We start from the raw sequence: 24,610 nt of genomic DNA, 5'->3' as shown, positions 1-24,610 counted from the left end.
CCCGGTCAATTCTCCCCCACGCTGACCTGCATCGACGAACCGGGTCCCGACGTCTGATGTCTACTAGACTCAATCGCGCTACCGTGACTGCATTCACACGCCGCAGACCTGCGCCCGAACCTGGAGTCCAACGATGACCGAAACAGTCCTGATCGATCGTGCCAGCCCGGTTGCCACCGTGACGATGAATCGTCCGGACGCGCTCAACTCGCTCACCGATGAAATGAAAACGGCGCTGCGTGACGGCCTTGCCGATCTCGCCGCCGATGACTCCGTGCGAGCCGTAGTCCTCACCGGCAGCGGTCGCGCCTTCTGCGCTGGCCAGGACCTTAAAGAACATCTCGAGAAGCTTGGCAGCGGCAACCCGCCGCTCGCAACGGTCGCCGAGCATTACAACCCGATAGTGCGCTCCCTCGCGCAGATGCCGAAACCGACGATTGCGGCGGTCAACGGCATGGCGGCCGGCGCCGGCGCGTCGTTCGCGTATGCCTGCGACTTCCGCGTGGCAGCGCAAAGCGCGAAGTTTCTGCTCGCGTTCGCCAATATCGGGCTATCGGTGGACAGCGGCGCGTCGTACCACTTGCCGCGGCTCGTGGGACAGGCCAAAGCCTTGGAGATGATGCTCCTCGCGAGCCCGGTCGGCTCGGAGGAATCGCTGCGGATCGGGATGGTCAACGAAGTCGTTCCCGATGCTGACCTCGCCGACCACGCGGCGGCCATAGCGTCGCGCCTGGCTTCGGGGGCCACGGCGGCGTACGGACTGATCAAACAGGCTGTGCAGTACTCCGCGACGCATGCTCTGGACGAGGCCCTCGACAACGAGGCGGCCAATATGGCAGTCGCCGGCGGCACCGAGGACCACGCGAATGCCGTAGACGCGTTCGTGAAGAAGGAAAAGCCGACGTTCCGCGGCCGCTAGAATTCCACTCGAAAAGCGCAGCGAACACGTCGCCTCGCTTCGCTCGCTCAGTGCCGGCCGTGGCCGATCTATGGAACTGGCGGCGGGTCCTCCGGTGAGTCGTCGTGCCCGAGAGGCTGCGGCGAGCGCGCGAGCGCGTCCCGGATCGCCAACTCTTCGCTAAGACGATCGAGCAAAGCGTCGACCTCGGCCATCCGATAGCCACGAAACGCCACCGGCAACCGGACCTTATCGAGGTCCTCGGGCGCCAGCACCCGGCCGTGCGGCAGCACCACCGGCGACGAGTCTGGCGAACTGTCCACCCGCTCCTCGCCAGGGCCGAACACAACGGTGATGACGAAGTAGAGCAGGCCAGACACCACAATCAGCCCGAAGAAAACCCAGAGAAACTCGCCCACCCTCCAATACTGTCATGTGGGCCGCTGCGGACGTCGTACGTCCGTCGCTAGCATCGTGGTTGCGGTTTGGAGAGCCTGCCGCAACCAGCCATCGACGTACGCCAAGGACTGATTACATGGGACTTCGCCTCGGAGCGCGAACCGTCGCCGACACCGACCTGTTGGTGATGGCCATCGTCAACCGAACTCCGGACTCGTTCTATGACGGCGGCGAGACCTTCGGGCTGCAGGCGGCGATTGACAAGGCGACCCGTGCGGTCGACGAGGGCGCGGACATCGTCGATATCGGCGGCGTCAAGGCCGGGCCAGGCGAGGAGGTCACCGTGCAGATGGAGATCGATCGAGTCGGTCCCGTCGTGGTCGCGCTCCGCGAACGGCACCCGGCGATTGTCATCAGTGTCGACACCTACCGGGCGGATGTCGCGCGCGAAGTGATCGCGCTGGGCTGCGACCTGGTGAACGAGGCTTGGGGCGGCGCGGATCCGCAGATCGCATCGGTCGTCGCCGAGACAGGGGCTGCGTTGGTCTGCTCGCACGCCGGCGGGCTGCCCCCGCGCACCGATCCGGACCGGCCGCAGTACGACGATGTCGTCGCCGACGTGATCAACACGTGCACATCACTGGCCGACAAAGCGGTTGCGGCCGGCGTGCGCCGTGACGGCATCCTGATCGACCCGTGCCACGACTTCGGCAAGAACACCTTCCACTCACTGGAAATCACCCGCCGACTCGACGAGCTGGTCGCCACCGGATGGCCGGTCCTGGTCGCTTTGTCCAATAAGGACTTCGTCGGCGAGTCCCTCGATGTCGGGCTCTATGACCGGTTACCGGGAACCCTCGCGGCCACGGTCTACTCCGCGATGAAGGGCGCTCAGGTTTTCCGTGCGCATAATGTTGTAGAGACGCGACAAGCGCTCGACATGGTCTCGGTCATACGTGGCGATCGTCCGCCGAAGAATGCTCGCCGCGCTCTCTAACCCCACCGTCCGTCCGACTCCGCACCCGTCATCCATTTTCGTCGATCGAACGAAGCGCAGCGGAGTCGACAGTAATCAGGCGCGCGCAGACCGGAGCAGTTCGATGAGCGTCGGCACATCGCGCACTACCTGAAGCGCCGAGAATGCCTCCGGCTTGATGAGACCGCGCTCGCACAAGCCCTGCAACGCCGCGAACAGCGGATCGAAAATCCCCTGGGGGTCTACGACATACAACGGTCGATTGTGCTCACCCAGTCCGCGCGTTGTCCAAATCTCGAACAGCTCTTCCAGCGTCCCTAGGCCGCCGGGCAAGATGACAAACGCATCGGACCTGCGGTCCATCTCGGCCTTGCGCTCGCGCATCGAAGAGGTGACGACCAGCTCGTCGCTCTCTCGATCGGCAACCTCGAGATCGACTAGGAACTCGGTGATGATGCCTTCGGTGCGGCCGCCTGCCGCGCGGGCCGCTCGTACGAGCGCGCCCATGCAGGACACTCCACCGCCACCGCTCACGACGATCATGCGTTCACGAGCGAGCGCCGTACCCACCTCAGCCGCAAGGTCGACGATCGCCGGATCGATGCCCTTCGACGACGAGCAGTAGACACAGACCGCGAATCGTTCGTCCGTCATGCCTCGTTGCCGGCGCTCTTGCGTTGCGAATCGACGATCAACTGCACGGCCTCGTCGATGTCATCGGTCAAATGGAGCAGTTCGTCGTCGCCAGGACTAATCTTGCCCTCCGCCATCAGCGTGCTGCGAATCCAATCGACGAGACCTCCCCAATATTCGGTGCCGTACAGCACGATCGGGAATCGGGTGATCTTGCCGGTCTGCACGAGGGTGACGGCCTCAAACAACTCGTCCAGCGTGCCGAACCCACCGGGCATGATCACGAACGCCTGCGCGTACTTCACAAACATCGTCTTGCGCACGAAGAAGTAGCGGAAGTTGATGCCCAGGTCGACCCAGTCGTTCAACTGCTGCTCGAAGGGCAACTCGATGCCGAGTCCGATACTAAGACCCCCCGCCTGCTGGGCACCTTTGTTGGCTGCCTCCATCGCACCGGGTCCGCCGCCGGTGATGACTGCATAGCCCGCCTTCGCCAACGCCGCGCCAAGCCGCTCGGTTGCCTTGTACGTCGGGTCATCTGGCTTCGTGCGCGCCGACCCGAAGACAGACACGGCAGTCGGCACTTCGGACAGCAAGCCAAATCCCTCAACGAATTCGGACTGGATCCGCAAAACGCGCCATGGATCGGCATGCACCCAGTCGCTCGGGCCGCGTTGGTCGAGCAACCGCTGGTCCGTCGTACCCGGCGAGACTTGGTCACCTCGCAGCAGGACCGGTCCACGCTGGCGTTCTTGTGGATTGTCTCGAATGCGATCTGGATCTACAGATGTCATGCCCATACCGTACTGAGCACGCGGACGACCGTTTTGAGTGCGGCGGAAAAGTTCATTGAGATTCCGTCTACCTGTCGCACTGTTCCCTAGTGAATCCTCGCAGATGGGCCGACAATTAAGCGATCATCCCGCGCTACGCAAGGAGCGATAGACATGGGCACCATCCTCAACCCGTACCTGAATTTCCGTGGCACCGCCCGTCAGGCAATGGAGTTCTACCAATCTGTCTTTGGCGGGCAGCTTGACATCAGCACCTTCGCCGACTTGGGAGCAAGCGAAGACCCTGCGGAGAAGGACCAGATCATGCACTCCATGCTCAGCACCGATAACGGCCTCACCTTGATGGGCGCCGACGTACCGGCGCATATGGAATTCACGCCGGGTAGCGCCATGTCCGTTTCGCTGAGCGGTGAGGACGATGCCGAGCTGCGAGGCTACTGGGAGAAGATCTCCGCCGACGGCACGGTGCTCGAGCAGCTGGCGCAGGCGCCGTGGGGCGACAGTTTCGGCATGTGTATCGACAAGTACGGCGTGAGCTGGCTGGTCAACATCGCCGGCGCCAAGGCCTAACTCACCTGCCCGTTCGAGGTCGTCTTGCGCACACATGAAAAGATGCTGCGCAAGACCACCTCGACGGAAGTAGTGCGGTGACAGAGGAAGACTCCTTCCAGACGACCTACCTCGGCGGCGCCGAGCGCGGGCGGCGAGATGACCTGACAACGTCCGTCACCCCAACGCGACCTCCTCGCAAAACGGTGACTCCCAAGGGTTTCGACGCCGACGACAACCCGTTGCGGGTAGCGGTGATCTATTACAGCGCGACCGGAATCGTGCACCAACTCGCGCAATCTGTCGCGCAAGGCGCGCGGGACGCGGGCGGCAGCGTACGCGTCGTACGAGTGCGCGAAACCGTGTCGCGCGACATCATCGGCGCCAACCCACTCTGGGACGCACACGTTCGGGAAACCGCCTCCGTGCCAATCGCGACGACCGACGACGTTCAGTACGCCGACGTCGTCCTGCTCGGTACGCCGACCCGATTCGGCAACGTTTCCTCGCAACTGCAGGCTTTCATCGATACCTGGGGTCAGATGTGGGGTGATGGCGCTATCGAGGACAAGGTGTTCGCGGCTTTCACATCATCGGCAACTCACCATGGCGGGCAGGAAGGCACCATCCAGGCGATCTACCGGATGGTGTGCCACCTCGGCGGCATCGTCGTACCGCCTGGTTATACCGAGCCGAGCCAGTTCATTACCGGAAACCCGTACGGCGCATCTCATACATCCAACAATGGACAAATTCCTCCGGACGCGGATGCCCTGCAGAGTGCATGGGTCACCGGTAACCGAGCGACCCGAGTGGCACGTGCGCTACGTCTCGGAACCGAGATCCTTAATCGCTAGTCTCACCGGCACGTCCAATGCCGTGCGTGGCAGCAGACGATCAAGACTCATTTTTCGGCACCACTAATTGCCTCAGGGACCTATCCATGTCATCGAAAAGGATTGCGGCTGCCATATTCGCGGCCGCACTAGTCGTCATAACCGGCTGCAGCAGCTCCAACGACAAGCCGGCTGACAAGCCAGCCGCGAAGTCGACGTCCGTCGCGAAGTCAACCGACTCAGCCAGCCCCGACGCCAAGTCCTCCGGAGAGACCCCCAGCCCATCGGACGATAGCGCCGGCTCTGGGCCTACGGCCGCTACTCGATCGCAACTGCCCGACGGCGCGTCAGACCCGTACGGCAGTGGCATGGCCGACCAGTCCGTCGTCTGGGCATACAGCCGCATTCTGCTCTACACCAACAGTTATCCCGGCACTCTTCAACTCGTGGCAGACGCTCCGAAGTACGACGCAGAAGCCGGTGGATACACGGTCGAGACTAGTTTTGTCGCCTACTCCGGGTACGACATCATCCTCGCGAGCGAGTGGACGCTCACGATCGACGGTCAGCAATACAAGGCGTCGCCGTACCCTAACGCGGCCGAGGCCCCGTACTTATGGCTCCCTGTCCGGAGCCCCATCGGCAACCACCCTGAAGCGACCGACAACGCCGTCTCCGGCAAGTTGTACTTCCCCATCCCGCAGACCACGTCACCGATCACGATGTCCTACGACAACGTCAGCGGCGACGTCCACTACAAATGGGCCGACGGCGGACAGAAGTAGCGGCACGCTCCTCGGCGTCTCGCGTCCTACTCTGTAGGCATGAGCAACTTGGAAGTCGACCCGGATGAAGTAATCGCCGCCGCCGACACGGCCGAGCCCGACCCGCGCTGCGCCGTAGAGCTTCTCGATGCGCGCGAGGTCCCACTCGGCGGGATCCGCGCCATGACGGTGCGGCGTACCCTCCCGCAACGACAGCGAACACTCATCGGCGCTTGGTGTTTCGTCGACCACTACGGCCCTGATGACGTCGCCGCAACGGGTGGAATGGACGTCGCCCCGCACCCCCACACCGGGCTGCAGACAGTGAGCTGGTTGTTCAGCGGCGAGATCGAGCATCGCGACTCCACCGGGGTACAAGCACTAGTACGTCCGGGCGAGCTCAATCTCATGACTGCTGGCAGCGGTATCGCGCATTCCGAAGTCACCACCTCGGCGACCAGCGTCCTGCATGGCGTCCAGTTATGGGTCGCCTTGCCCGACGACGCACGCCATATGCCCGCCACGTTCGAGCACTACGCGCCACCCACGACATCGCTCGGCAACGCGAGTGCACGGGTGTTTATGGGCACGCTGGCCGGCGAGACCTCGCCAGTACGGACCCACACACCACTGCTCGGCGCCGAACTCGTGCTGGAGCCGGGGGCCGTCGTGCCGCTTGAGGCGGACCCGTCGTTCGAGTACGGCGTGCTGGTCGACCGCGGACCGGTCCTCTTGCAGGACACGACGCTCCACATGGGTCAGCTCGGGTACGTCGGGCTCGGCGTAAGCACCCTGCAGTTGACGAACCGCGGCCAGGAGTCGGCTCGGGTGATGCTGCTGGGCGGTACGCCGTTCGGTGAGGAGATCCTGATGTGGTGGAACTTCGTCGGCCGGTCCCACCACGAGATCGTCGCCTATCGTGAACAGTACGAGGCGGAGATCAGCGGCGGCCGCGAACCGGAGCAGTTCGGTCTGGTCGTCGGTTACCCGGGAGCGGCGTTGCACGCTCCCCCGATGCCGGCGGTTCAACTACGCCCACGCAAGAATCCACCGAACTAGACGGCGGCGAGCCCCAAGGTCGCCGCTAGTGCCTCGTCCCATGGAGTCGCGCGGACTCCGAGGAGGTTTTCAGTTTCGGTCGAGTCCACCACAAACGGATGCGTGAACTGATAGCTGGACGCGTATATCTCACGCATTCTCGGCGCCACAGCGCCCGCGGCGCGCAACATCCATTGCGGCATCCGCACAATTTTTCCATGGCTGCCTGCCGCCGCGTTGACGCGGCGCGCAATTTCAGTCCGCGTGAGCGGTTCAGCATTGGGTGCGTGCCACGCTCGTCCCCACTCACCTTCAAAGTCAGCGGCCGCAATCAACGTCTCGACAATGTCCGGAAGGTAGGTCCAGCTGTGAGGCAGATCGGGATCACCCACCACGTAGGCCGTCTTGGACGCTCGCAGCTTCTCCATGAAGTTGACACCGAGGTGCGCATCGACTCCGGCACCCGCCCCGAAGTAGTCACTCGCGCGCACCTCCACGGCCTGGATCTTGCCGGCATCGTGCGCCGCCATCACCTGTCGCCAGCCGTTCCTGCGCACAATGCCCTTGGCTTCGTCACCGTTGAGCGGATCCGACTCGCGCATCGCGCCGTCCGGTACGCCGTAGGCGTAAAGGTTGCCCATCACGACGAGGCGAGCGCCACTATGCTCTGCCGCAGCGATCGTGGCGCTGAATACCGGGGGCCAATCCTGTGCCCACCTCGGATAGCTCGGGTTGGTGCACAGAAATATCGTCGCCGCCTTGTCGGCCGCCCGTGTCAGGTCGGCGGCCGACCCCGCGTCCGCCCGTCGCGCCGTCGCGCCGTCGACCTTGGTACCCGACCTTGTGACGACTATGACGCTGTCCCCCCGAGCGGACAACTTCTTCGCCAGCATTGACCCTATCCGTCCTGCACCGATTACTAGTTGCGTAGCCATCACTCGTCTCCTTCAGCTCGTTCCAGCAAAGCGAGAGCATCGCTCTCTATCGTCGACGGTAGGACATTTCTGTCCATAAAACAAGAGCATTGCTCACTTAAACGACAGTCGCTCTCTACTGTGGCATCATGAACCTATGACGACCACTCCTACGCCGCGCGCTCTAGCACGCGCCCGCACCGAGGACAGCATTCTGCAACTGGCGCACGCACAACTCGATGGAGGCGGCGTCGAGGCATTGTCACTGCGGGCGATCGCCCGCGAGCTCGGCATCGTGTCCTCCGCGATCTATCGTTACTGCGCCAGTCGTGAAGCGCTTATCACGATGCTGGTCATCGACGCCTACCGGTCACTGGGCGCGGCCGTCACCGAAGCCGAGGGCGCAATCGCGCGCAATGACTACCGCGGTCGGCTGCGCGCCACAATCGGCGCCATTCGCGGCTGGGCCCTGAGATACCCCAATAGATATGCATTGATCTACGGCACGCCTGTGCCTGGCTATCGCGCACCTGAGGACACTATTGGACCTGCTGCCCTGGTTGCCGAGATCGTGCTCGCGGTCGCGGCCGATCTGTACGCCGCCGGGCACAAGCCGCAGATCACGCACGCGCTCAAGACCGCCGCACCCGGATTCGCCGACCTCGCCCGAAACGCGGGTACGTCGATTCCGCCCAGCCATGTCGCGCTCGTGGTCGAGATTTGGACTCGGATGTACGGCATCGTGTCATTTGAGCTGTTCGGCCAATACATCAATGTCGTGGGCGATGCAGAGACCTACTACGACTTCGTGGCAGATGACATGGCTCGGCGCCTCGGCGCTCCGCCGCGTTAGCTCGGCTACGACGTCGCCTGGCTGAGGAAGTCGCGAAGCTTGCGTTCGCCTTCGCGCACGAGGTCCATCGAGACCCATTCCTCTCGGGTGTGCGCGAGCCCTGGATCGCCCGGACCGAAGTTGATCGCCGGAATCTTGAACGCGGCAAACCTCGCGACGTCGGTCCAGGCCACTTTTGCAACGACCTCGGCGCCGATAAACCCGACGAACTCCTGCATGATCTCGTGGCTCAAGCCCGGCGCTGCGGACTGCGCGTTGTCGGTGAACTCTAGGTCGTAGCCTTCGAAGAAGTCGACCATGAACTTCTCCGCATCGGCGGCGCTACGGTCTGGCGCGTAACGGAAGTTGACCGTGACGGCACACTCGTCCGGGATAACGTTTCCGGCGACGCCGCCCTCGATCTTGACGGCATTCAGGCCTTCGGGGTATTCGAGCCCGTCGACGATGTGCGTCTGCGGTTCGTACTGTTCGAGTCGGCGGAGTATCTCCGATGCCTTGTGGATGGCATTGACCCCGAGCCAGGACCGTGCACTGTGCGCACGCTTGCCGGTGGCCCGGACAATCGCGCGGGCCGTACCCTGGCATCCGGCCTCGAGTAGTCCGTTCGTCGGCTCCATGATGACCGCGAGGTCGCCGTACAGCCAATGCCGGTATTCGCGCGCGACCCGACCGAGCCCGTTGAGCGACGCGGCCACCTCCTCGTTGTCGTAGAAGATGAAGGTCATGTCGTACGCCGGATTCTCAAGCGTCGCGGCGATTCTGAGGATGATCGCGTCCCCCGCCTTCATGTCCGTCGTGCCACAGCCGACGAGGCGGTCACCGTCACGAGCCGCCGGAAGATTGTCGGCGATCGGAACTGTGTCCAGATGCCCGGCCAAGACGATCCGGCGGTCTTTACCCGCCTGCGTGCGCGCCAGCACCGCGTTGCCGCAACGCAGCACCTCGAGCCCCGAGATCTTGGCCAGCGCCTGCTGCACAGCATCGGCGAGTATCTTCTCCGAGCCGGATACCGAGGGGATGTTGACCAGCGACTCCGTGAGCGTAATGACGTCGGTCGTCAAATCGAGCTCGGGGATTGAACCAGGTGCGGGGTGGGCGTCTGTCGCAGATGATGAAGTCACCCGTCTGAGGGTAGTCGGCGCCCGCGCCGATTAAGATAAGTGTCGAAACACCATCCATAACCTGTGGTCAGGTCGTGCACGTCGGCCGTGGCCCACCAAGGAGCATTCAAGTTGTCGCACTCCACGTCCGCGGCGATCGGCTACGGCCTCGCCACCCTGACCAACGACGACGTTGTACTCGATGTCTGGTATTCCAGCCCTGAGCTTGTCGCCTCGGCGCAGTCGATTACGACGAGGCCGTCCGCGCAGGACCTCCCGACCGACTTCGCGGATCTAGCCGAGTTGGTAACTGCGGACGCCGATCGCCGAACCCGCACGGTCCTGGTCAAAACCGAGATCGGATCGCTCGCCGATGCGCCCGCCGACGCCTACGACGTCTACCTGCGGCTGCATCTGCTCTCGCACCGGCTCATCGCGCCGCACGAGGCAAACTTGGACGGGATCTTCGGCAAACTGGCCAATGTCGTATGGACCAACTACGGACCGTGCGCGGTCGACGGCTTTGGCGTCGTACGGGCGAAGCTTCGCCGGCGTGGACCGGTCACGGTGTACGGCGTCGACAAGTTTCCGCGGATGGTGGACTATGTCGTGCCGTCTGGCGTGCGCATCGCCGACGCCGACCGCGTGCGGCTTGGCGCGCATTTGGCCGAGGGTACGACGGTCATGCACGAAGGCTTCGTTAACTACAACGCCGGCACGCTCGGCCCGTCGATGATCGAAGGCCGCGTCAGCGCGGGCGTCGTGGTCGGCGCGGAATCCGACATCGGCGGCAGCGCCTCGATCATGGGCACCCTGTCTGGTGGCGGCACGCAGGTGATTTCGGTCGGCGAGCGCTGCCTGCTGGGCGCCAACTCGGGGATCGGGATCTCGCTCGGCGACGACTGCGTCGTGGCGGCCGGCTGCTATGTGACCGCCGGTACAAAGGTCACGCTCTCCGACGGTTCGGTCGTGAAGGGTTCGGAGTTGTCTGGCAATAACGGACTGCTTTTCCTACAGAACAGCGAAACTGGCGCGATCGAGGCCCGCCCCCGCAAGGGCACCGGCATCGAGCTCAACGAGGCACTGCACGCCAACTAGCGCGACGACCTGAAACGCGACGATCCGCGAGCGTATGCCCGCGGATCGTCGTACTGTCTAGCGCCTGAAGGCTAGTGCTTGAATACCGCCGGACGCTTCTCGACGAACGCGGCGACCGCTTCGCGGTGGTCATCGGTGATCCCGCATTCAAGGTGCAGCTGCACTTCGAGGTCCATCGCGTCGAAGAGATCGGCGTTCTGGGCCTTAATGAGGTTTTGCTTCATGTTGTTGAAGCACTGCCGGGGCCCGTCCGCGAGCTTCGCTGCCAGCTCATAAGTTTTGGCCTCAAGCTCGTCTTCTTCGACGACCCAGTTCAGCAAGCCGAGCTTCAGGCAGTCGTCGGCGCGCAGTTTTTCGTTCCACCACAGCAGCTCGCGTGCCTTGGCCGGTCCGACGAGCTTGTCCAGGAACCACGTCGTGCCGTAGTCACCCGAGAGCCCGACCCCGCCAAACGCGGTCGCCATGACGGCGCGAGTGCTGCCGATACGGACATCGGCCGATAGCGCGAGTCCGAGGCCCGCGCCGGCCGCGGCACCGGGCAGCGCCGCGATGACTGGCTTCGTGTAGTTGTAGATCTTGCCCACGGTGTCGCGCTGCGACGTCCGCTGCCTATCGACGCGCGCCGGATCGACCTTGCCGGTGCCGCCGCCTTCGCCGCCACGTTCGTTGAATCCCTTGACGTCGCCGCCGGAGCAGAATGCGCCGCCCGCACCGGTGAGTACGACGACCGCGACGTCGTCGTCCTGCTCGAAGTCTGCGAGCAGCGTCTTCATCCCGCTGAACATCGCATCGGAAAGCGCGTTGCGCCGGTCCGGCCGGTTAAGTGTGATCGTGGCGATCGAGCCGCCGACGTCGGCGAGGATGTCGTCGCTGCCGGTGTCGATGGTGCGGTCAACCTTGCGTGTGGATGTGGATGCGGCGTTATCGGGCATGGGTTCCTCCGGGGTACGACGTAGGTGGGCACGAACTGTGTCCGACGTTACTTCTGTCCGCTCCGCGGCGGACAACCAGGTCGAACCCTCAGTCGAGGAGCCGGGCAGCGGCCTGATTGATTGCCTCGTCGCTCGCGGTGAGTGCTATCCGCACGTGCTGGGCGCCCTTTGGCCCGTAGAAGGCGCCCGGCGCGACGAGAATTCCCTTATCCGCCAGTAGGTCCACGGTGTCCCAGCAGTTGAGCCCGCGAGTTGCCCACAGGTAGAGGCCAGCCTCGGACTCGTCGATCGTGAACCCGGCGGACTCGAGTGCGCCTTTGAGGACCGTACGGCGGGCGGCATAGCGCTGCCGCTGCGCCTCGACGTGTGCGTCGTCGGTGTACGCCGCCACCATCGCGTCCTGGACCGGCCGCGGGACGAGGTAGCCCAGATGCTTGCGCACCTCGGTCAGCCGCTTGATCAGCGCCGGGTCGCCGGCGACGAAGCCGCCGCGGTAGCCGGCGAAGTTAGACCGCTTCGACAGCGAGTGCACGGCAAGCAGCCCTTCGAACGACCCACCGCACACGTCCGGGTGCAGCACGGACTGCGGCTTGGGACCGTCGTACGACAGGTCGAGATAGCACTCGTCGCTGGCCACGATCGCGCCACGCGACCGTGCCTCGTCGACCACCTTGCGCAAGTGAGTCTCCGGCAGAACCTTGCCGGTCGGGTTGGACGGTGAGTTGATCCAGATCAGTGAGACCCGCTGCGGTCCGATCGCCGCGAGACCGTCGCGGGCAAGGACCTCCGCGCCGCAGTAGGCGGCCGAAACGGCGTACGTCGGGTAGGCCAACTCCGGAATTACGATCGCGTCGCCCGGGCCGAGGCCGAGCAGCGTCGGTAAGCCGCCCACAAACTCCTTGGAGCCAATCACCGGAAGGACCATCTCGGTCGTCAGCCCGGTAATCCCGTGCACGCGTTGCAACCAGCCAACGATCGCGTCGCGCAACTCCGGAGTACCGATGGTCTGCGGATAGCCGGGGGCATTTGCGCCCGCCGTCAGAGCATCTTGGACGACCTGAGGCGTGTCGTCAACGGGCGTGCCGATCGAGAGATCGACGATCCCGTCGGGGTGCTTGGCGGCCTTGTCGCCATACGGTGCTAGCTGGTCCCAGGGAAAGTCAGGCAGTACGAACTGGCGCATGTGCCCGGCGCTCTACTCGTCGTGCGACTGAGGAGGAAGCGCGGCCACCAGTGGGTGATCGAAGTGTTGCTTGCCGACCTTTGATGCACCGCCAGGAGAGCCGAGCTCGACGAAGAAGTCGACGTTCGCGTTGTAATACTCTTTCCACTCATCCGGCACGTCATCTTCGTAGTAGATGGCCTCGACCGGGCATACCGGCTCGCACGCACCGCAGTCGACACATTCGTCGGGGTGGATGTAGAGCATGCGCTCGCCCTCATAGATGCAATCGACTGGGCATTCCTCGACGCACGCCTTGTCGAGTAGATCGACACAAGGCTCGGCGATCACATAAGTCACGGTGCTTCCTCTCACGCGCAATGTCGCTGTTGTACGACGTACCTGACGGTGCCCGGCTCTGCCCGGCGACCGCTCGGCAATATTAATCTGAACGATTCTATGGCTTTAGCATTGCAATTTACCTGGCAACACCGCCCGCCGGGTGACAATTTGTCGGCCCCGCGAGCGGCGGTCGCTGCGCACTAGTATTCCCCTTCGAGATGGTCAGACGCGGAGAGGGTGGATCTGGGTTTAGAGGTAGGACGAAATGATCTCGGAAAACGCCGGAATCAGCTGATCGTCGTACGCGACACCAGGAACGTAGCTGATGATGTAATCGACACCAGCCGCGAGGGCCTTATCGATCTTCTCCCGGATCGCCGCCTCGCCAATTCCGTATCCGGTACGGATCTGGTCCACTTGCACCTGCCCACCGCGTTGCGCAGTGGCCCGCTCGATGTAGGTGTCGCTCGGGTTTTCGACCGGGATCACGTTGATGGAGGTCGACTTGGTGATTGCGTCGAAGTCCCGGCCGACGGTCTCGCAATGCTGCCGCAGGATGCCGAGCTTCTCGGTGATGACTTCCGGCTTGCCGGCGCCGATATTGCAAGCGTCGGCATACTGTGCGACCAACTTGAGTGTCACCTTCTCACCGCCACCGCCAACCCACAGCGGGATCTTCCGTCCCGGAACGCCGCTCATCGGCTTGTTGATCGGCTTGTCGATGCTGTAACGCTTCCCGGAGAACGTCGGCTCGTCCTCGGTCCACATCTTGTGCACGATCTGCACCGCTTCACGGAACCGCCCCATCCGGGTGGGGATATCCGTCCACTCGTAGCCGTAGGCCTTCCACTCTTGCTCATACCAGCCGGCACCGAGCCCCGCGTACAGACGCCCTTTGCTCATCGCATCGACCGTCGATGCCGTCTTCGCGTACAGCGACGGCTGACGGTATCCGTTGCAGCCGACCATTTGGCCGATGTGAATCCGCGACGTCTCACGCGCGAGTGCCGCGCTCGTCGTCCAGGCCTCGAAAACCGTGTTGTGCGTCGGCTCGGGAACGGTGTGGAAATGGTCGTAGACCCAGATCGAGTCGAATGCACCCTGATCAGCCTGCTTCGCGACGCCGATCATGGCGTCAAACTGCTCGGCCGGATCGGCGATCTCGGTCAGATCCATCCGCCAGCCCTGCGGAACGAATACTCCAAAACGAGGGTTCATCTGATCCTCCTGTGTCGTTACTTCTGGCGTTCGCCAGTACGGCGTAGCTGGCGGATGAGGTTGAAATCCATGCGCGCGACGTAAGCACCCACGATCGCCGCGACGACGCCTAGGCCGAGATAGATCAGATTGAGCGTCGAACTGTACGCCGGCGAACCGGGCAACAGGATGTCACCGTCACCGGTCAACGACGCCGAGGGAATCACGACGATCACCCAGATCAGCGGGGGCACGAACCACGCCCACGCCAGTTCCAGCCCCCTGGTGAAGACGCTCGGCAACAGCACGTTCGCAACGACGACGACGAGCAGACTGATCGGGATGTGTACGCCGCCACTGGTCGCGAGCGGCACGAAGAACACCCCGAGGACGGCGATGGCCAGCGTCACGACGCACCAAATTAGGACACCGAGCCACTGTTCGAGCGACTTCACGAGTCGAAGCCCGTAGCAGCGGCGAAGGAGTGCGCTACGCGTCCAGCGGCCGAGTCGACATCTTCCATCCCAAACACGTTGTCCTTTTGTTGGCGCGTCCTGTTAGTCGCTGACGCGTCCACACTAGCGAGCACGCTGACTAGATGATCTTGGTGACCTCGGCGAAGTGGCAGGCGGCCGGATGCCCAGTGCCTCGATCGACGAGTTCTGGGATGTCGCTCGAGCACTTTTCGCGCTGCGAGTCAGTGAGGTCGTTGGCGAACTTCTGACACCGCGTCCTGAACCGACAGCCACTCGGCGGGTTCGCCGGCGAGGGTATGTCGCCCTTGAGAATAATCCGTTGACGCGCTTTCTCGAGGCGTGGGTCGGGAATCGGGATCGCAGAGAGCAACGCCTGTGTATAGGGGTGGCTCGGCTTGTCGAATAACTCGTCGGTTTCGGCAATCTCAATGATCTTGCCGAGGTACATCACCGCGATCCGATCCGAGGTGTGCCGTACGACTGACAGGTCGTGCGCGATGAAAAGGAACGACAGGCCAAGCTCGTCGCGCAGGTCTTCCAGCAGATTCACCACGCCAGCCTGGATCGACACGTCCAGCGCCGAGACCGGCTCGTCAAGGATGAGCATTTTCGGTTGCAGCGCGAGCGCCCGCGCGATGCCGACTCGTTGCCGTTGCCCACCGGAGAACTCCGCCGGGTACCGATTGGCGTGTTCGGGGTTGAGCCCGACCTTCTCCAATAGCTCCCGGACTGTGGTCCGCAGCGCGGCGCCCTTGGCCACCTCATGCACAATCAGCGGCTCGGCGACGATGTCGAAGACCGGCAGCCGCGGGTTCAGCGACGCGTACGGGTCCTGAAAGACAATCTGGAGATCGCGACGGTACGGGCGCATCTTCTTTCGGTTGAGCCCAGCAATGTCCTTGCCCTCGTAATAGACGTGACCGCTGGTCGGTGTCTGAAGGTTAAGAATCGAACGACCGGTGGTCGACTTGCCGCAACCTGACTCCCCCACAAGGCCAAGGGTTTCTCCGGCGTACAGCTCGAGGCTGACGCCGTCGACCGCCTTCACGCTGCCGACCGTACGGCGAATCAATCCCCCGCCCTTGATCGGGAAATGCTTGACCAGATCGACCACCCGGACAAGTGGTTCAAGGCTGGAGCCTTTCCATCGCTGGCGCGCTCCTGGGCCGCTGACGGAGATCGGGTCCTTCTCCGGCGTGTTGGTGATGTCGGGTGTCGTCACGACTCATCTTCCTTCCGTGCCGCCTCGGCGTCTGTCGAGCCGTGATCGGCATGTTCCGTCGCACCAGCCAACTCCGCCGGTAGTTCGGCGTCCCCCGTCGCGTCGACGTCGAATACATCTCGCGCCTCAAACCCGTCGCGACCGACCTCGTCGCTGCGATGGCAGGCCGCGAAGTGATTCGCTCCGTCAACCTTCAGCAGCTCCGGTTCGACCTCGTCGCAAATTTCGATACGCATCGGGCAGCGTGGTGCGAACGGGCATCCGGGTGGCGCATTGACCATGGATGGCGGATTGCCCGGGATCGGCACCAACCGTTCGCGGGTGCTGCTGTCCAGCCGCGGCAAGGAACCCAGAAGGCCGACGGCGTAGGGCATCCGCGGCGTGTAGTAGATGTCTTCTGCAGAGCCGAGCTCGACCGGGCGGCCGGCGTACATGACGAGGACCCGGTCGGCGAAGCCTGCGACAACACCGAGATCGTGAGTGATCAGCACGGTGGCCGCTCCGGTCTCTGCCTGCGCGGTGTGGAGCACCTCAAGTACCTGAGCCTGCACGGTGACGTCGAGCGCGGTCGTCGGCTCGTCGGCAATGATTACATCCGGTTCGTTGGCCATCGCGATCGCGATCACGACTCGCTGCCGCATGCCACCGGAAAACTCGTGCGGGTACGCGGAAGCGCGATCCTTCGCGTTGGGGATGCCGACGACTTCCAGTAGCTCGACGGCACGCGCATCGGCTGCCTTCGCAGACAGCTTCTTGTCGTGCTGCCGCAGCGACTCGGTGATTTGGTAGCCGACACTGTAGACCGGGTCGAGCGAGGTCATCGGGTCTTGGAAGACCATTGCGATCCGCTTGCCGCGGATGTTGGACATCATCTTGTCGCTCTGGCCGAGTAGTTCTGTGCCGTCGAAGTTGACCGAGCCCTCAATCTTGGCCGACGCCGGGAGTAGGCCCATGATCGCCAACGAGGTGACCGACTTGCCTGAACCCGACTCGCCGACGATGCCGATGGTCTCTCCCCTGTGCAGGTCATAAGAGACGCCGCGTACGGCGTGCACTATCCCATCTGCGGTGGGGAAACGGACGTTCAGATCACTCACGGACAGCAGCAGGTCGCCCTTTTTTGTCGAGTTGGTCGTCATGCGCGCACCTGCGAGTTAGACGGATCGACGGCGTCCCGGATACCGTCCCCGATAAGGTTGATCGACAACACGATCAAGATCAGCGCGATGCCTGGGAAGTAGAACATCCATGGGCGTTGGTCCGCGGCTTCGACACCATCGGAGACGAGGCGACCGAGCGAGTAGCCGCTGCCCTGCACGCCGTACCCGAGGTAGGACAGCGTGGCTTCTCCGAGGACCGCGGTGGCCCCGGCGAGCGTCAGCCACACGATGATCGTGCCCGCGGCGTTGGGCACGAGGTGTTTGAAGATGATCCGTCGGCTACTGGTGCCGATCGAATGCGCCGCTTCGATGAACTCCCGCTCCCTGAGTGAAAGGAACGAGCCTCGTACGAGGCGGGCCAGGTCGAACCAGCCGAACAGAGCAAGGAACAGTCCGATCGCCCAAAACGCGCGCAGTCCTGGGAAGTTCTGCGAGACGACCATCAGCACGATCAGGGAAGGAATGACGAGGAAGAAGTCCAGCACGCGCATCAGGATGTTGTCGGTGTGACCGCCGAAGTAGCCGGAGATCGCGCCGTAAATGACGCCGATCGCGCCCGCGACAACCATCACGATGATCGCGATATAGAGCGAACGCTGGATGCCGCCCATCATCTGTGCCAACAGATCGCGCCCAAGGTTTCCCTGACCGAGGATATGTCCGTCGACCCCCGGTCCCGAGTTGGCCGAGTCGTAGTTCTTCGGAAGATAACTCTCGTTGTACTTATAGAACATCGGCCCTATATAAGCGATCAGGACCAGCAGTGCGAAAACAACGAGGCCGATGACCGCCGACGGGTTGTGAAAGAACCTGCTGACGATCTGCTGGCGCTGGCTGCGCGCCTCGATGGTGAACTCTCGGTCGGGGCCCGGCGATGTGCCGTCCTCGACCGGGGTGGTTGGTACTCCGATGGTGCTACTCACTGGTGCCCCTTTCGTGCCGGGCGGTGGCTAGTTCGAACGCGCGATAGTCGGTTGACATGAACTAGCTCAGCCTGATCCGGGGATCGAGTACGGCGTAGAGAAGGTCGGCTATCAGGTTGAAGAGGATGACGAAGAACGCCGCGAAGACGAGATATCCGCAGATCTTGTTTTGGTCGCCACGCGTCAGCGCGTCGATGAAGAACTCGCCGAGGCCGTGCCAGGCAAAGATCTTCTCGGTGATGATTGCGCCGGACAACAGCGCACCGGCGCCGATGGCGACGACGGTCGTGACCGGTATGAGCGCGTTGCGCAGCCCATGCCGGACCAGCACCCGTTTCCACGGGATACCCTTTGCCCGAGCGAGCCGCAAGTAGTCCGAGCTCATCACGTCGAGCATGGTCGCACGCTGGTATCGGCTCCATGCCGCAAAGCTCAGCGCTGCGAGCGAGATCGTGGGCAGCAGCAGATGTAGCAGCCGATCCTGGAAGAGCGGCCAGCCGCTCTCATACAGCGAGATACCCGCCGTCTCCTCGTTGACCGTCGGAATCACGTTTGTACCCGCGACACCGTTCAGACCGATTGCGCCCTTGCGAAGCAGCGCGGCAAACCAGAACGATGGGATGGCAATGAGGACATAGGCGATGGCCGAGAAGAAGTAGTCGCCGAACTTGTGCTGCCGCACGGCGGTGTAGACGCCTACGACGACGGCAAGGATGATCGCCAGGATGAGCGCTCCCACAACGAGCCGGATCGTGACGCCAAGCGCGTTGAACAGCTGCGGCTTGACAGCGTTGCCCGCAAGATCGTTGCCGAAGTCGCCGGTAACGAAATGGCCGAGCCATCTGAAGAATCGGACCGGGATCGGAAGATCGAGTCCAAGTTCCTTCGTCTTGGCGTCGAAGAATGCCTGCGGCGGACGAGGGTTTTGCTCGCGGTACTGGGCAAGAGGGTCCGCGGTCAGCGCGACAAGCCAATAGACCGCGAATGCCGCGAGAAACAGGACGACGATCGACTGGACGAATCGTCGGATCGTGAAGAACAGCAATGGTACCTCCGTGCATCGCGGGCATTCATCTTGCGCGCGTCGCTACGCGTTCACAAGAGGTCGACGGAGTGCATCGCGCGATCGGGATCTTCTGTGAAGAAGGGGATGGTGGGGAAACGCTCGCTGACGTAGGCCCCCGAGACCTGAGTCTCGAGGGCCCCGCCACAGGAATTGCGTTACTACTTCACCTTCCACGTATCGGAGTTCCACAGCGGACCAAAGGTCGTCGTGTTGTCCTCGATACCGGTGTACTTCGACGAGTACGCAAGAAGCGTCGGCTTCTGGTAGAGCGGCAAGGTGAACATGTCATTCCACAGAAGTTTGTCAGCCTGAGCCGTCAGGTCCTTCTGCTGCGTTGGGTCAACGGTGACCGCAAGCTTGTCCAGTAGCGCGTCGACTGCCTTGTCCGAACCACGCGAGTAGTTCTGGCCGGGCGCACCATCAACTGGCGAACGGTACAACGGCAACGTCTGGCTGATGAACGGATTGGAGACCCACGCGAACAACGCCATGTCAAATCCGCCCGCCTCCAGGCTGGTCGGCTTGGTCGCGTCAGCGAAGATGTCCGGGTCCAGGAACTTGTCGATCTTGATCCCGACTGCCTTGAGCTGCTGAGTCATCAGGTCGACCGTCTGCTCGCGCAAGGGGTTGCCTTGTGTCGTCGAGATCTTCAGCTCCAGAGGGCCGTCGACCGGCGAGGCGTAGATGCCGTCGGCGCCCTTCGTGTAGCCGGCTTGCTCCAGGAGTGACTGAGCTTCGGCGACATTGGCCTTGTCGTACTTGCCACCGGAGTTGTCGCTGTACTCGGGCTGGTTGTTGACCCAGAAACGGTTGTTGTCGATCTTGGCTCGATTATCGAACTGGCCGACCGTCTTCGCGACGATCTCGCTACGGTCGAGGCCGAGCGCGATGGCCTGACGCACTTGGGGCTTCGCGAGATGCTTGTTCTGCACGTTCATGTCAAGGTGCTCATACGAAAGCCCGAAGGTCGTAGTCGTCTTGACATCCGGTGACAGCGCCTGCAGATCCTTGACCAGGTCGAGCTGCGGCTGCGGGTAGACCATGTTGACGTCGCCGTTCTTAATCGACTTGACGACGGTGTCAGAGGTGCTACCGATGTTGTTGTAGACAATGCGCTTGATGTTCGGCTTCTTGCCCCACCACTTCGGGTTCTCGGTCAGTACCACGACCTTTTTGCCTGCCTGGATGTTCTTCTTCAGCAGTTGGTATGGACCCGCAGAGATTTCGCCGTCGATGCCGTCCTTGATCGGCCAGCCCTTGGTGATGTAGTCGCAGTTCTTCTTCGCATCGCCCTTGTCCATGATGTGCGCCGGGAACACCGGGGAGAACATCGACTTCCAGTCCGGGAATGCGGACTTGTAGGTGACTACGACTTCGTGATCATCCTTGCCCTGCTCGACGCTGGCCATCTGCTCGTAGCCGTTGGTGGAGATGAGTGCGGCGCACCCACCTGCCGCCGGGTCAGACGATTTCTGAGCGTTAGCCGTGTAGATGTAGTCCTTCGCGGTGATCTTCTTGCCGTCGCTCCAGACTGCTTTGGGGTTGATTTCGTACGTCGTCTTCTGGACGCCGTCCGCTCCCACCTCGTTGGTCGGCTCAGATGCGAGGATGTTCTTATCCCACTCAACAGTGAAGTCCGGCAACTGGTTGTAGGAGTACGGAAGCAAGCGGACTTCGATGTTTTGCGTCGAGGTCGCGTTGCCGGCCGAGATAATAGGCAGCAGGTTTGTCGGGAAGTCCGTGCTCTCACCGAAAGTGAAGGTTGGCCCCCCGGCCGAATCCTTACTACTTCCAGAACAACCAGCGGCCAGAAGCGCTAGCGCCATCGCGGCTGCGACTACACCTTTGCGCTTTGATAACAGCACAGTAAGTGCCTCCTTGTAATCCCTCCCGATCGGGAGAGCGGCTTGAACCTTTAGCGGCGGGGGTTCCGCCAAGCCGTCAAACTGTAAGACCATCTCACCTGTTGAGACAACGAGATTCGCCGCCTCGTTACACATCGGTTACCGAATTTGGCAAATTTTTATTACCTACGCGAAGGAACTGTCCGCCTCGCGACGCCAGGAAACTGCGGCTGACCTAGAGAAACAGCCACATTTTCCAACGGAGAGCCCGACCTGGTCGAGTGACCGAAACAGTCGGACTCGTGACCGCGAGTTACTTGCGGCCGCTTGCGCGCTTGCCGCGGTCGCGGCTACGCTCGGTCGCGCTGAGCAGCACCTTCCGCACCCGAACAGCTTCCGGCGTAACTTCCACACATTCGTCGACAGCACAGAACTCGAGTGCCTGCTCGAGTGAGAGGATCCGCGGCGGAATCAGTCGGACCAGTTCCTCGCTGGTCGCCTTTCGCATGTTGGTCAGTTTGCGCTCGCGGGTGACGTTGACGTCCATCTCGTCTTGGCGCGAGTTCTCGCCGATCACCATGCCCTCATACACTTCGGCACCGGCCTCGACGAGCATCGAGCCACGCTCTTGAAGGCCGAACATCGCATACTCGGTCGCGACTCCGGAACGGTCGGCGACCATCGAACCGTTCTGGCGGCTGCGCAGCTCTCCTACCCACTCCTCGTAGCCGTGCGAGATCGAGTTGAGCACTGCGGTACCCCGCGTTTCGGTCATGAACTCCGTGCGGAAGCCGATGAGCCCGCGGCTCGGCACGATCCACTCCATGCGCGCCCAGCCGGTGCCGTGGTTGGCGAGAGTCTCCATGCGCCCCTTGCGGACGGACAGCAGCTGCGTGAGCGTGCCGATGAACTCTTCCGGCACGTCGATCGTGACGTGATCGAACGGCTCCATCACCTTGCCGTCGACCTCACGGGTGACGACCTGCGGCCGTCCGACGGTCAGCTCGAAACCTTCGCGCCGGAAGGTCTCGACGAGGACGGCGAGCGCGAGCTCACCTCGGCCCTGGATCTCCCAGGTATCCGGTCGCTCGGTGGGGAGCACATGGATTGAGACGTTGCCGATCAACTCGGTATCGATCCGGTTCTTCAGCAGCCGCGCCGTGAGCTTTGTACCGCTCCGCCCCGCGAGGGGGCTGTTGTTGATACCGACGGTCATCGAGATCGACGGTTCGTCGACGGTGATACCTGCGAGCGGGCGCGGGTCCGCAGGATCGGCGAGCGTGTCGCCGATCATCACATCAGAAATACCCGCTACGGCGATCAAGTCGCCGGGTCCGGCCTCCTCGGCAGGCACCCGGTTGAGGCCCTCCGTAAGCAGCAGTTCGGCAACCTTCGCTCGCTTGATGTCGCCGTTCGGCGAACACCAGGCAACCTGCTGCCCGGACCGCATCGTGCCATTGTGGATCCGGCACAGCGCGAGACGGCCAAGGTACGGCGACGCGTCCAGGTTGGTGACGTGCGCCTGCAGTGGCATCGTCGGGTCGTACGTCGGCGCCGGGATCTCATCCAGCAGCGTGTCGATCAGCGGACCGAGATTGGGGCTGTCCGGGCTCGTGCCGTCCGCGGGACGTTCGAGCGACGCTTTGCCGAGCTTGGCGTGGCAGTAGACGATGGGGAAGTCCAAGTTTGCGTCGTCAGCCATGCCCAGATCGTCGAAAAGATCCATGAAGAGGCCATAGGTCTCGTCGACGACTTCGCCGATGCGAGCGTCGGCGCGATCGACCTTGTTGATGACCAGCACGACCGGCAGCTTGGCCTGGAGCGCCTTGCGCAGCACGAATCGGGTCTGCGGGAGCGGACCCTCAGAGGCGTCGACGAGCAGCAGCACGCCGTCAACCATGGACAATCCGCGCTCAACCTCGCCACCGAAGTCGGCGTGACCGGGCGTGTCGACGATGTTGATGATCATCGGCTTGCCGTCGTGCTCAATCTTTACCGCGGTGTTCTTTGCGAGGATGGTGATGCCCTTCTCGCGTTCGAGATCCGTGGAGTCCATGACCCGCGTCGCCGACTCAGCCTGACCCTCGTGCCGCTCGCCAAGAGCCCCGGCCTGCTGCAGCATTGCATCAACGAGCGTCGTTTTGCCGTGGTCGACGTGCGCCACTATCGCGACGTTGCGGATATCGTCACGATGAACCAAGTTGACCGACGTCGCGTTTGGGCTGCTCATACTGCGGGAACTCCTAGGATGGAAACGAAAGTGAAAAACAGTTAATTCTAGAGGCTGCAACCGCCATACGGGGTTCGTCGTGTCGGATCGCACTTGCTAAGTCCGGTTCACAGGCACGATCGGACACCCTGGCGGACGATGGATACACAAGCTCACTTCGCGTCGTCGTACTCCCCCGTCCGGCGACGCACTTGGAAAGGACACCACGATGAGCCAGTTCGACGAGATGAAGAAGAAAGCCGAAGGGCTCCTCAGTACGGCGTGGGAGAAAGCCGAGCCGATCTTGAAAGATGCCCGCGAGGTGGCCGAGCCGATTTATAAGGACGCCAAAAGCAAAGCGACGCCCATCCTGAAAGACGCGAAGGACAAGGCCGTGCCGGTCCTCAAGGACGCCCGAGACCGCGCGAAGCCACTGCTCAAGGACGCGAAAGACAAGGCCGGACCGCTGCTGGAAAACGCGAAGGGTAAAGCCAGCGACCTGTACGGAGACGTACGAACCAAGTTGGACGAACTGAAGTCGGATCGACCGCACGACGACCGAAGTTCTGAGGGCTAAGCGGCGGACTCGCGAGCTTCGTCGGCCAGTTCCATCAGCGCCGCGACGGCGTGCTCGCGACGGTCCCACGGCACGACGATGTGGTCGTGATAGCGACCCGCGATCACGTTGCAGCTGATGTCGGACGCGGTCAGCCGCTGCGCCACCGCTGCGGTCAGTCCGACGAGTGACAGATCGGAGAGGACCCGAAGAGTGATCCACCCGCCGACGTAGTCGTACTTTAGGCCGGCCTCATCCGCGACCTCCTGAGAAAGCACCGCGGTCAGGCCTTCGTCTTCGGCGACCGTCGCTTCGGCCGAGGACAGCAGATTGAGCGAGCCGGACGGCACCGAGACGAAGACGAAACGGCCGGGGCGCAACTTGGGACGAAGATCGGCCAACGCCCGACCGAGATCGACGATTGGCGTACCGCCGAACGACGTTTCGTTATCGGACATTTCGTTATCAGACATTTCGCGGTCAGACATAGTGCTCAAATCCCTCTTGTAAGGCGGCCATGCGTACGCGCGGCCATGATTGGCTGCTGCGCAAAGAGCGCCGCCACTCATCGGTCAGACGCTCACACGCGAGTCGGCAGGAGGCCAACGGTGCGGCTGCGGACTGGGGGCAGTGGTCCTGCTGGTGCTGAGCGAACTCTACCTGCCGGCA

General features: G+C 62.7%; 26 protein-coding genes. 9 read left to right on the top strand and 17 right to left on the bottom strand.

The annotated features are described in order from the left end of the window. Window positions 1–133 precede the first annotated feature (133 nt). The gene (locus CLV47_RS14135; protein ID WP_106349693.1) at window positions 134–919 is read left to right on the top strand and encodes an enoyl-CoA hydratase-related protein; all 786 of its coding nucleotides are present in this window, start codon (window positions 134–136) and stop codon (window positions 917–919) included. Between the two features lie 68 nt (window positions 920–987). Here CLV47_RS14135 and CLV47_RS14130 read toward each other — a convergent pair whose 3' ends face one another. Next, a complete protein-coding gene (locus CLV47_RS14130) occupies window positions 988–1,317 on the bottom strand; it encodes a DivIVA domain-containing protein (protein WP_202862589.1) in 330 nt (109 codons plus the stop codon). Window positions 1,318–1,433: 116 nt separating this feature from the next. On the opposite strand from CLV47_RS14130, the gene folP reads away from it, so the two are divergent. Next, entirely contained in the window at window positions 1,434–2,294 is an 861-nt protein-coding gene (gene folP, locus CLV47_RS14125; RefSeq protein ID WP_106349692.1) for a dihydropteroate synthase, read from the top strand. Between the two features lie 75 nt (window positions 2,295–2,369). On the opposite strand, the gene CLV47_RS14120 is transcribed toward folP, so the two are convergent. Then, on the bottom strand, window positions 2,370–2,927 hold the full coding sequence (locus CLV47_RS14120; protein ID WP_106349691.1) for an LOG family protein: 558 nt from the start codon (window positions 2,925–2,927) through the stop codon (window positions 2,370–2,372). Further along, window positions 2,924–3,700 carry an LOG family protein gene (locus CLV47_RS14115; protein WP_106349763.1) on the bottom strand — a complete coding sequence of 259 codons (777 nt, stop codon included), beginning with the start codon at window positions 3,698–3,700 and terminating at the stop codon, window positions 2,924–2,926. The genes CLV47_RS14120 and CLV47_RS14115 overlap by 4 nt, the downstream gene beginning before the upstream one ends. Before the next feature lie 153 nt (window positions 3,701–3,853). On the opposite strand from CLV47_RS14115, the gene CLV47_RS14110 reads away from it, so the two are divergent. The 4 genes from CLV47_RS14110 to CLV47_RS14090 all read left to right on the top strand — a co-directional run bounded on the left by CLV47_RS14110 (window position 3,854) and on the right by CLV47_RS14090 (window position 6,908). Next, window positions 3,854–4,270 (top strand): VOC family protein, encoded by a 417-nt coding sequence (locus tag CLV47_RS14110; protein ID WP_106349690.1) that lies wholly within the window; start codon window positions 3,854–3,856, stop codon window positions 4,268–4,270. A gap of 77 nt (window positions 4,271–4,347) precedes the next feature. Continuing rightward, window positions 4,348–5,106 carry an NAD(P)H:quinone oxidoreductase gene (gene wrbA, locus CLV47_RS14105; protein ID WP_202862587.1) on the top strand — a complete coding sequence of 253 codons (759 nt, stop codon included), beginning with the start codon at window positions 4,348–4,350 and terminating at the stop codon, window positions 5,104–5,106. 86 nt (window positions 5,107–5,192) lie between these two features. Further along, a complete protein-coding gene (locus CLV47_RS21845; protein WP_146135390.1) occupies window positions 5,193–5,870 on the top strand; it encodes a hypothetical protein in 678 nt (225 codons plus the stop codon). Between the two features lie 39 nt (window positions 5,871–5,909). Further along, entirely contained in the window at window positions 5,910–6,908 is a 999-nt protein-coding gene (locus tag CLV47_RS14090) for a pirin family protein (RefSeq protein WP_106349687.1), read from the top strand. On the opposite strand, the gene CLV47_RS14085 is transcribed toward CLV47_RS14090, so the two are convergent. Further along, window positions 6,905–7,822: an NAD-dependent epimerase/dehydratase family protein gene (locus CLV47_RS14085; protein WP_106349686.1), complete on the bottom strand. Its 918-nt coding sequence runs from the start codon at window positions 7,820–7,822 to the stop codon at window positions 6,905–6,907. The two genes, CLV47_RS14090 and CLV47_RS14085, sit on opposite strands and share 4 nt — an antisense overlap. A gap of 136 nt (window positions 7,823–7,958) precedes the next feature. Between CLV47_RS14085 and CLV47_RS14080 the strand changes: the two genes are divergently transcribed. Further along, on the top strand, window positions 7,959–8,654 hold the full coding sequence (locus tag CLV47_RS14080; RefSeq protein WP_106349685.1) for a TetR/AcrR family transcriptional regulator: 696 nt from the start codon (window positions 7,959–7,961) through the stop codon (window positions 8,652–8,654). A 5-nt stretch (window positions 8,655–8,659) separates the two neighbouring features. On the opposite strand, the gene dapE is transcribed toward CLV47_RS14080, so the two are convergent. After that, window positions 8,660–9,775, bottom strand: coding sequence for a succinyl-diaminopimelate desuccinylase (dapE, locus tag CLV47_RS14075; protein ID WP_238145448.1), 1,116 nt, complete (start codon window positions 9,773–9,775; stop codon window positions 8,660–8,662). Window positions 9,776–9,886: 111 nt separating this feature from the next. Here dapE and dapD point away from each other — a divergent pair, with 111 nt between their 5' ends. Continuing rightward, a complete protein-coding gene (gene dapD / locus CLV47_RS14070; RefSeq protein ID WP_106349760.1) occupies window positions 9,887–10,852 on the top strand; it encodes a 2,3,4,5-tetrahydropyridine-2,6-dicarboxylate N-succinyltransferase in 966 nt (321 codons plus the stop codon). A gap of 71 nt (window positions 10,853–10,923) precedes the next feature. On the opposite strand, the gene CLV47_RS14065 is transcribed toward dapD, so the two are convergent. The 11 genes from CLV47_RS14065 to typA all read right to left on the bottom strand — a co-directional run bounded on the left by CLV47_RS14065 (window position 10,924) and on the right by typA (window position 23,406). Next, the gene (locus CLV47_RS14065; protein ID WP_106349684.1) at window positions 10,924–11,784 is read right to left on the bottom strand and encodes an enoyl-CoA hydratase-related protein; all 861 of its coding nucleotides are present in this window, start codon (window positions 11,782–11,784) and stop codon (window positions 10,924–10,926) included. Window positions 11,785–11,872: 88 nt separating this feature from the next. Next, window positions 11,873–12,967 (bottom strand): succinyldiaminopimelate transaminase, encoded by a 1,095-nt coding sequence (dapC, locus tag CLV47_RS14060; RefSeq protein ID WP_106349683.1) that lies wholly within the window; start codon window positions 12,965–12,967, stop codon window positions 11,873–11,875. Window positions 12,968–12,979: 12 nt separating this feature from the next. After that, window positions 12,980–13,306, bottom strand: a complete 327-nt coding sequence (fdxA, locus tag CLV47_RS14055) for a ferredoxin (protein ID WP_106349682.1) — start codon at window positions 13,304–13,306, stop codon at window positions 12,980–12,982. A 231-nt stretch (window positions 13,307–13,537) separates the two neighbouring features. After that, window positions 13,538–14,506, bottom strand: coding sequence for an LLM class F420-dependent oxidoreductase (locus tag CLV47_RS14050; protein WP_106349681.1), 969 nt, complete (start codon window positions 14,504–14,506; stop codon window positions 13,538–13,540). Window positions 14,507–14,523: 17 nt separating this feature from the next. Further along, window positions 14,524–14,940, bottom strand: a complete 417-nt coding sequence (locus tag CLV47_RS14045) for a hypothetical protein (RefSeq protein WP_106349680.1) — start codon at window positions 14,938–14,940, stop codon at window positions 14,524–14,526. 139 nt (window positions 14,941–15,079) lie between these two features. Next, window positions 15,080–16,183, bottom strand: coding sequence for an ABC transporter ATP-binding protein (locus CLV47_RS14040; RefSeq protein WP_272946798.1), 1,104 nt, complete (start codon window positions 16,181–16,183; stop codon window positions 15,080–15,082). Beyond that, on the bottom strand, window positions 16,180–17,322 hold the full coding sequence (locus CLV47_RS14035) for an ABC transporter ATP-binding protein (protein ID WP_106349679.1): 1,143 nt from the start codon (window positions 17,320–17,322) through the stop codon (window positions 16,180–16,182). Before CLV47_RS14035 ends, CLV47_RS14040 begins: the two co-directional genes overlap by 4 nt. After that, on the bottom strand, window positions 17,319–18,266 hold the full coding sequence (locus CLV47_RS14030; RefSeq protein WP_106349678.1) for an ABC transporter permease: 948 nt from the start codon (window positions 18,264–18,266) through the stop codon (window positions 17,319–17,321). Before CLV47_RS14030 ends, CLV47_RS14035 begins: the two co-directional genes overlap by 4 nt. Window positions 18,267–18,327: 61 nt before the next feature. Beyond that, window positions 18,328–19,311: an ABC transporter permease gene (locus tag CLV47_RS14025; protein WP_106349677.1), complete on the bottom strand. Its 984-nt coding sequence runs from the start codon at window positions 19,309–19,311 to the stop codon at window positions 18,328–18,330. 179 nt (window positions 19,312–19,490) lie between these two features. Beyond that, window positions 19,491–21,197, bottom strand: coding sequence for an ABC transporter family substrate-binding protein (locus tag CLV47_RS14020; RefSeq protein ID WP_170111079.1), 1,707 nt, complete (start codon window positions 21,195–21,197; stop codon window positions 19,491–19,493). A gap of 292 nt (window positions 21,198–21,489) precedes the next feature. Further along, on the bottom strand, window positions 21,490–23,406 hold the full coding sequence (typA, locus tag CLV47_RS14015; protein ID WP_272946797.1) for a translational GTPase TypA: 1,917 nt from the start codon (window positions 23,404–23,406) through the stop codon (window positions 21,490–21,492). 208 nt (window positions 23,407–23,614) lie between these two features. Between typA and CLV47_RS14010 the strand changes: the two genes are divergently transcribed. Beyond that, window positions 23,615–23,962, top strand: coding sequence for a hypothetical protein (locus CLV47_RS14010; protein WP_106349675.1), 348 nt, complete (start codon window positions 23,615–23,617; stop codon window positions 23,960–23,962). On the opposite strand, the gene CLV47_RS14005 is transcribed toward CLV47_RS14010, so the two are convergent. Beyond that, window positions 23,959–24,399, bottom strand: coding sequence for an ACT domain-containing protein (locus CLV47_RS14005; protein ID WP_106349757.1), 441 nt, complete (start codon window positions 24,397–24,399; stop codon window positions 23,959–23,961). The two genes, CLV47_RS14010 and CLV47_RS14005, sit on opposite strands and share 4 nt — an antisense overlap. Between the last annotated feature and the right edge of the window lie 211 nt (window positions 24,400–24,610).

The organism is Antricoccus suffuscus (assembly GCF_003003235.1).
In the GTDB taxonomy this organism is placed as follows: Bacteria; Actinomycetota; Actinomycetes; order Mycobacteriales; family Antricoccaceae; genus Antricoccus; species Antricoccus suffuscus.
The sequence above is the reverse complement of the archived record's forward strand: the minus strand, read 5'-3'. Positions and strand labels throughout refer to the sequence as shown.

What these genes read in the sequence shown, in the direction of transcription:
- CLV47_RS14085 (WP_106349686.1), bottom strand. Translation starts at nt 7,822, where the DNA reads ATGGCTACGCAACTAGTAATCGGTGCAGGACGGATAGGGTCAATGCTG.
- CLV47_RS14135 (WP_106349693.1), top strand. Translation starts at nt 134, where the DNA reads ATGACCGAAACAGTCCTGATCGATCGTGCCAGCCCGGTTGCCACCGTG.
- CLV47_RS14110 (WP_106349690.1), top strand. Translation starts at nt 3,854, where the DNA reads ATGGGCACCATCCTCAACCCGTACCTGAATTTCCGTGGCACCGCCCGT.
- CLV47_RS14115 (WP_106349763.1), bottom strand. Translation starts at nt 3,700, where the DNA reads ATGACATCTGTAGATCCAGATCGCATTCGAGACAATCCACAAGAACGC.
- CLV47_RS21845 (WP_146135390.1), top strand. Translation starts at nt 5,193, where the DNA reads ATGTCATCGAAAAGGATTGCGGCTGCCATATTCGCGGCCGCACTAGTC.
- dapC (WP_106349683.1), bottom strand. Translation starts at nt 12,967, where the DNA reads ATGCGCCAGTTCGTACTGCCTGACTTTCCCTGGGACCAGCTAGCACCG.
- CLV47_RS14065 (WP_106349684.1), bottom strand. Translation starts at nt 11,784, where the DNA reads ATGCCCGATAACGCCGCATCCACATCCACACGCAAGGTTGACCGCACC.
- CLV47_RS14005 (WP_106349757.1), bottom strand. Translation starts at nt 24,399, where the DNA reads ATGTCCGATAACGAAACGTCGTTCGGCGGTACGCCAATCGTCGATCTC.
- CLV47_RS14120 (WP_106349691.1), bottom strand. Translation starts at nt 2,927, where the DNA reads ATGACGGACGAACGATTCGCGGTCTGTGTCTACTGCTCGTCGTCGAAG.
- CLV47_RS14090 (WP_106349687.1), top strand. Translation starts at nt 5,910, where the DNA reads ATGAGCAACTTGGAAGTCGACCCGGATGAAGTAATCGCCGCCGCCGAC.
- CLV47_RS14010 (WP_106349675.1), top strand. Translation starts at nt 23,615, where the DNA reads ATGAGCCAGTTCGACGAGATGAAGAAGAAAGCCGAAGGGCTCCTCAGT.
- folP (WP_106349692.1), top strand. Translation starts at nt 1,434, where the DNA reads ATGGGACTTCGCCTCGGAGCGCGAACCGTCGCCGACACCGACCTGTTG.
- CLV47_RS14080 (WP_106349685.1), top strand. Translation starts at nt 7,959, where the DNA reads ATGACGACCACTCCTACGCCGCGCGCTCTAGCACGCGCCCGCACCGAG.
- CLV47_RS14035 (WP_106349679.1), bottom strand. Translation starts at nt 17,322, where the DNA reads ATGACGACCAACTCGACAAAAAAGGGCGACCTGCTGCTGTCCGTGAGT.
- typA (WP_272946797.1), bottom strand. Translation starts at nt 23,406, where the DNA reads ATGAGCAGCCCAAACGCGACGTCGGTCAACTTGGTTCATCGTGACGAT.
- CLV47_RS14050 (WP_106349681.1), bottom strand. Translation starts at nt 14,506, where the DNA reads ATGAACCCTCGTTTTGGAGTATTCGTTCCGCAGGGCTGGCGGATGGAT.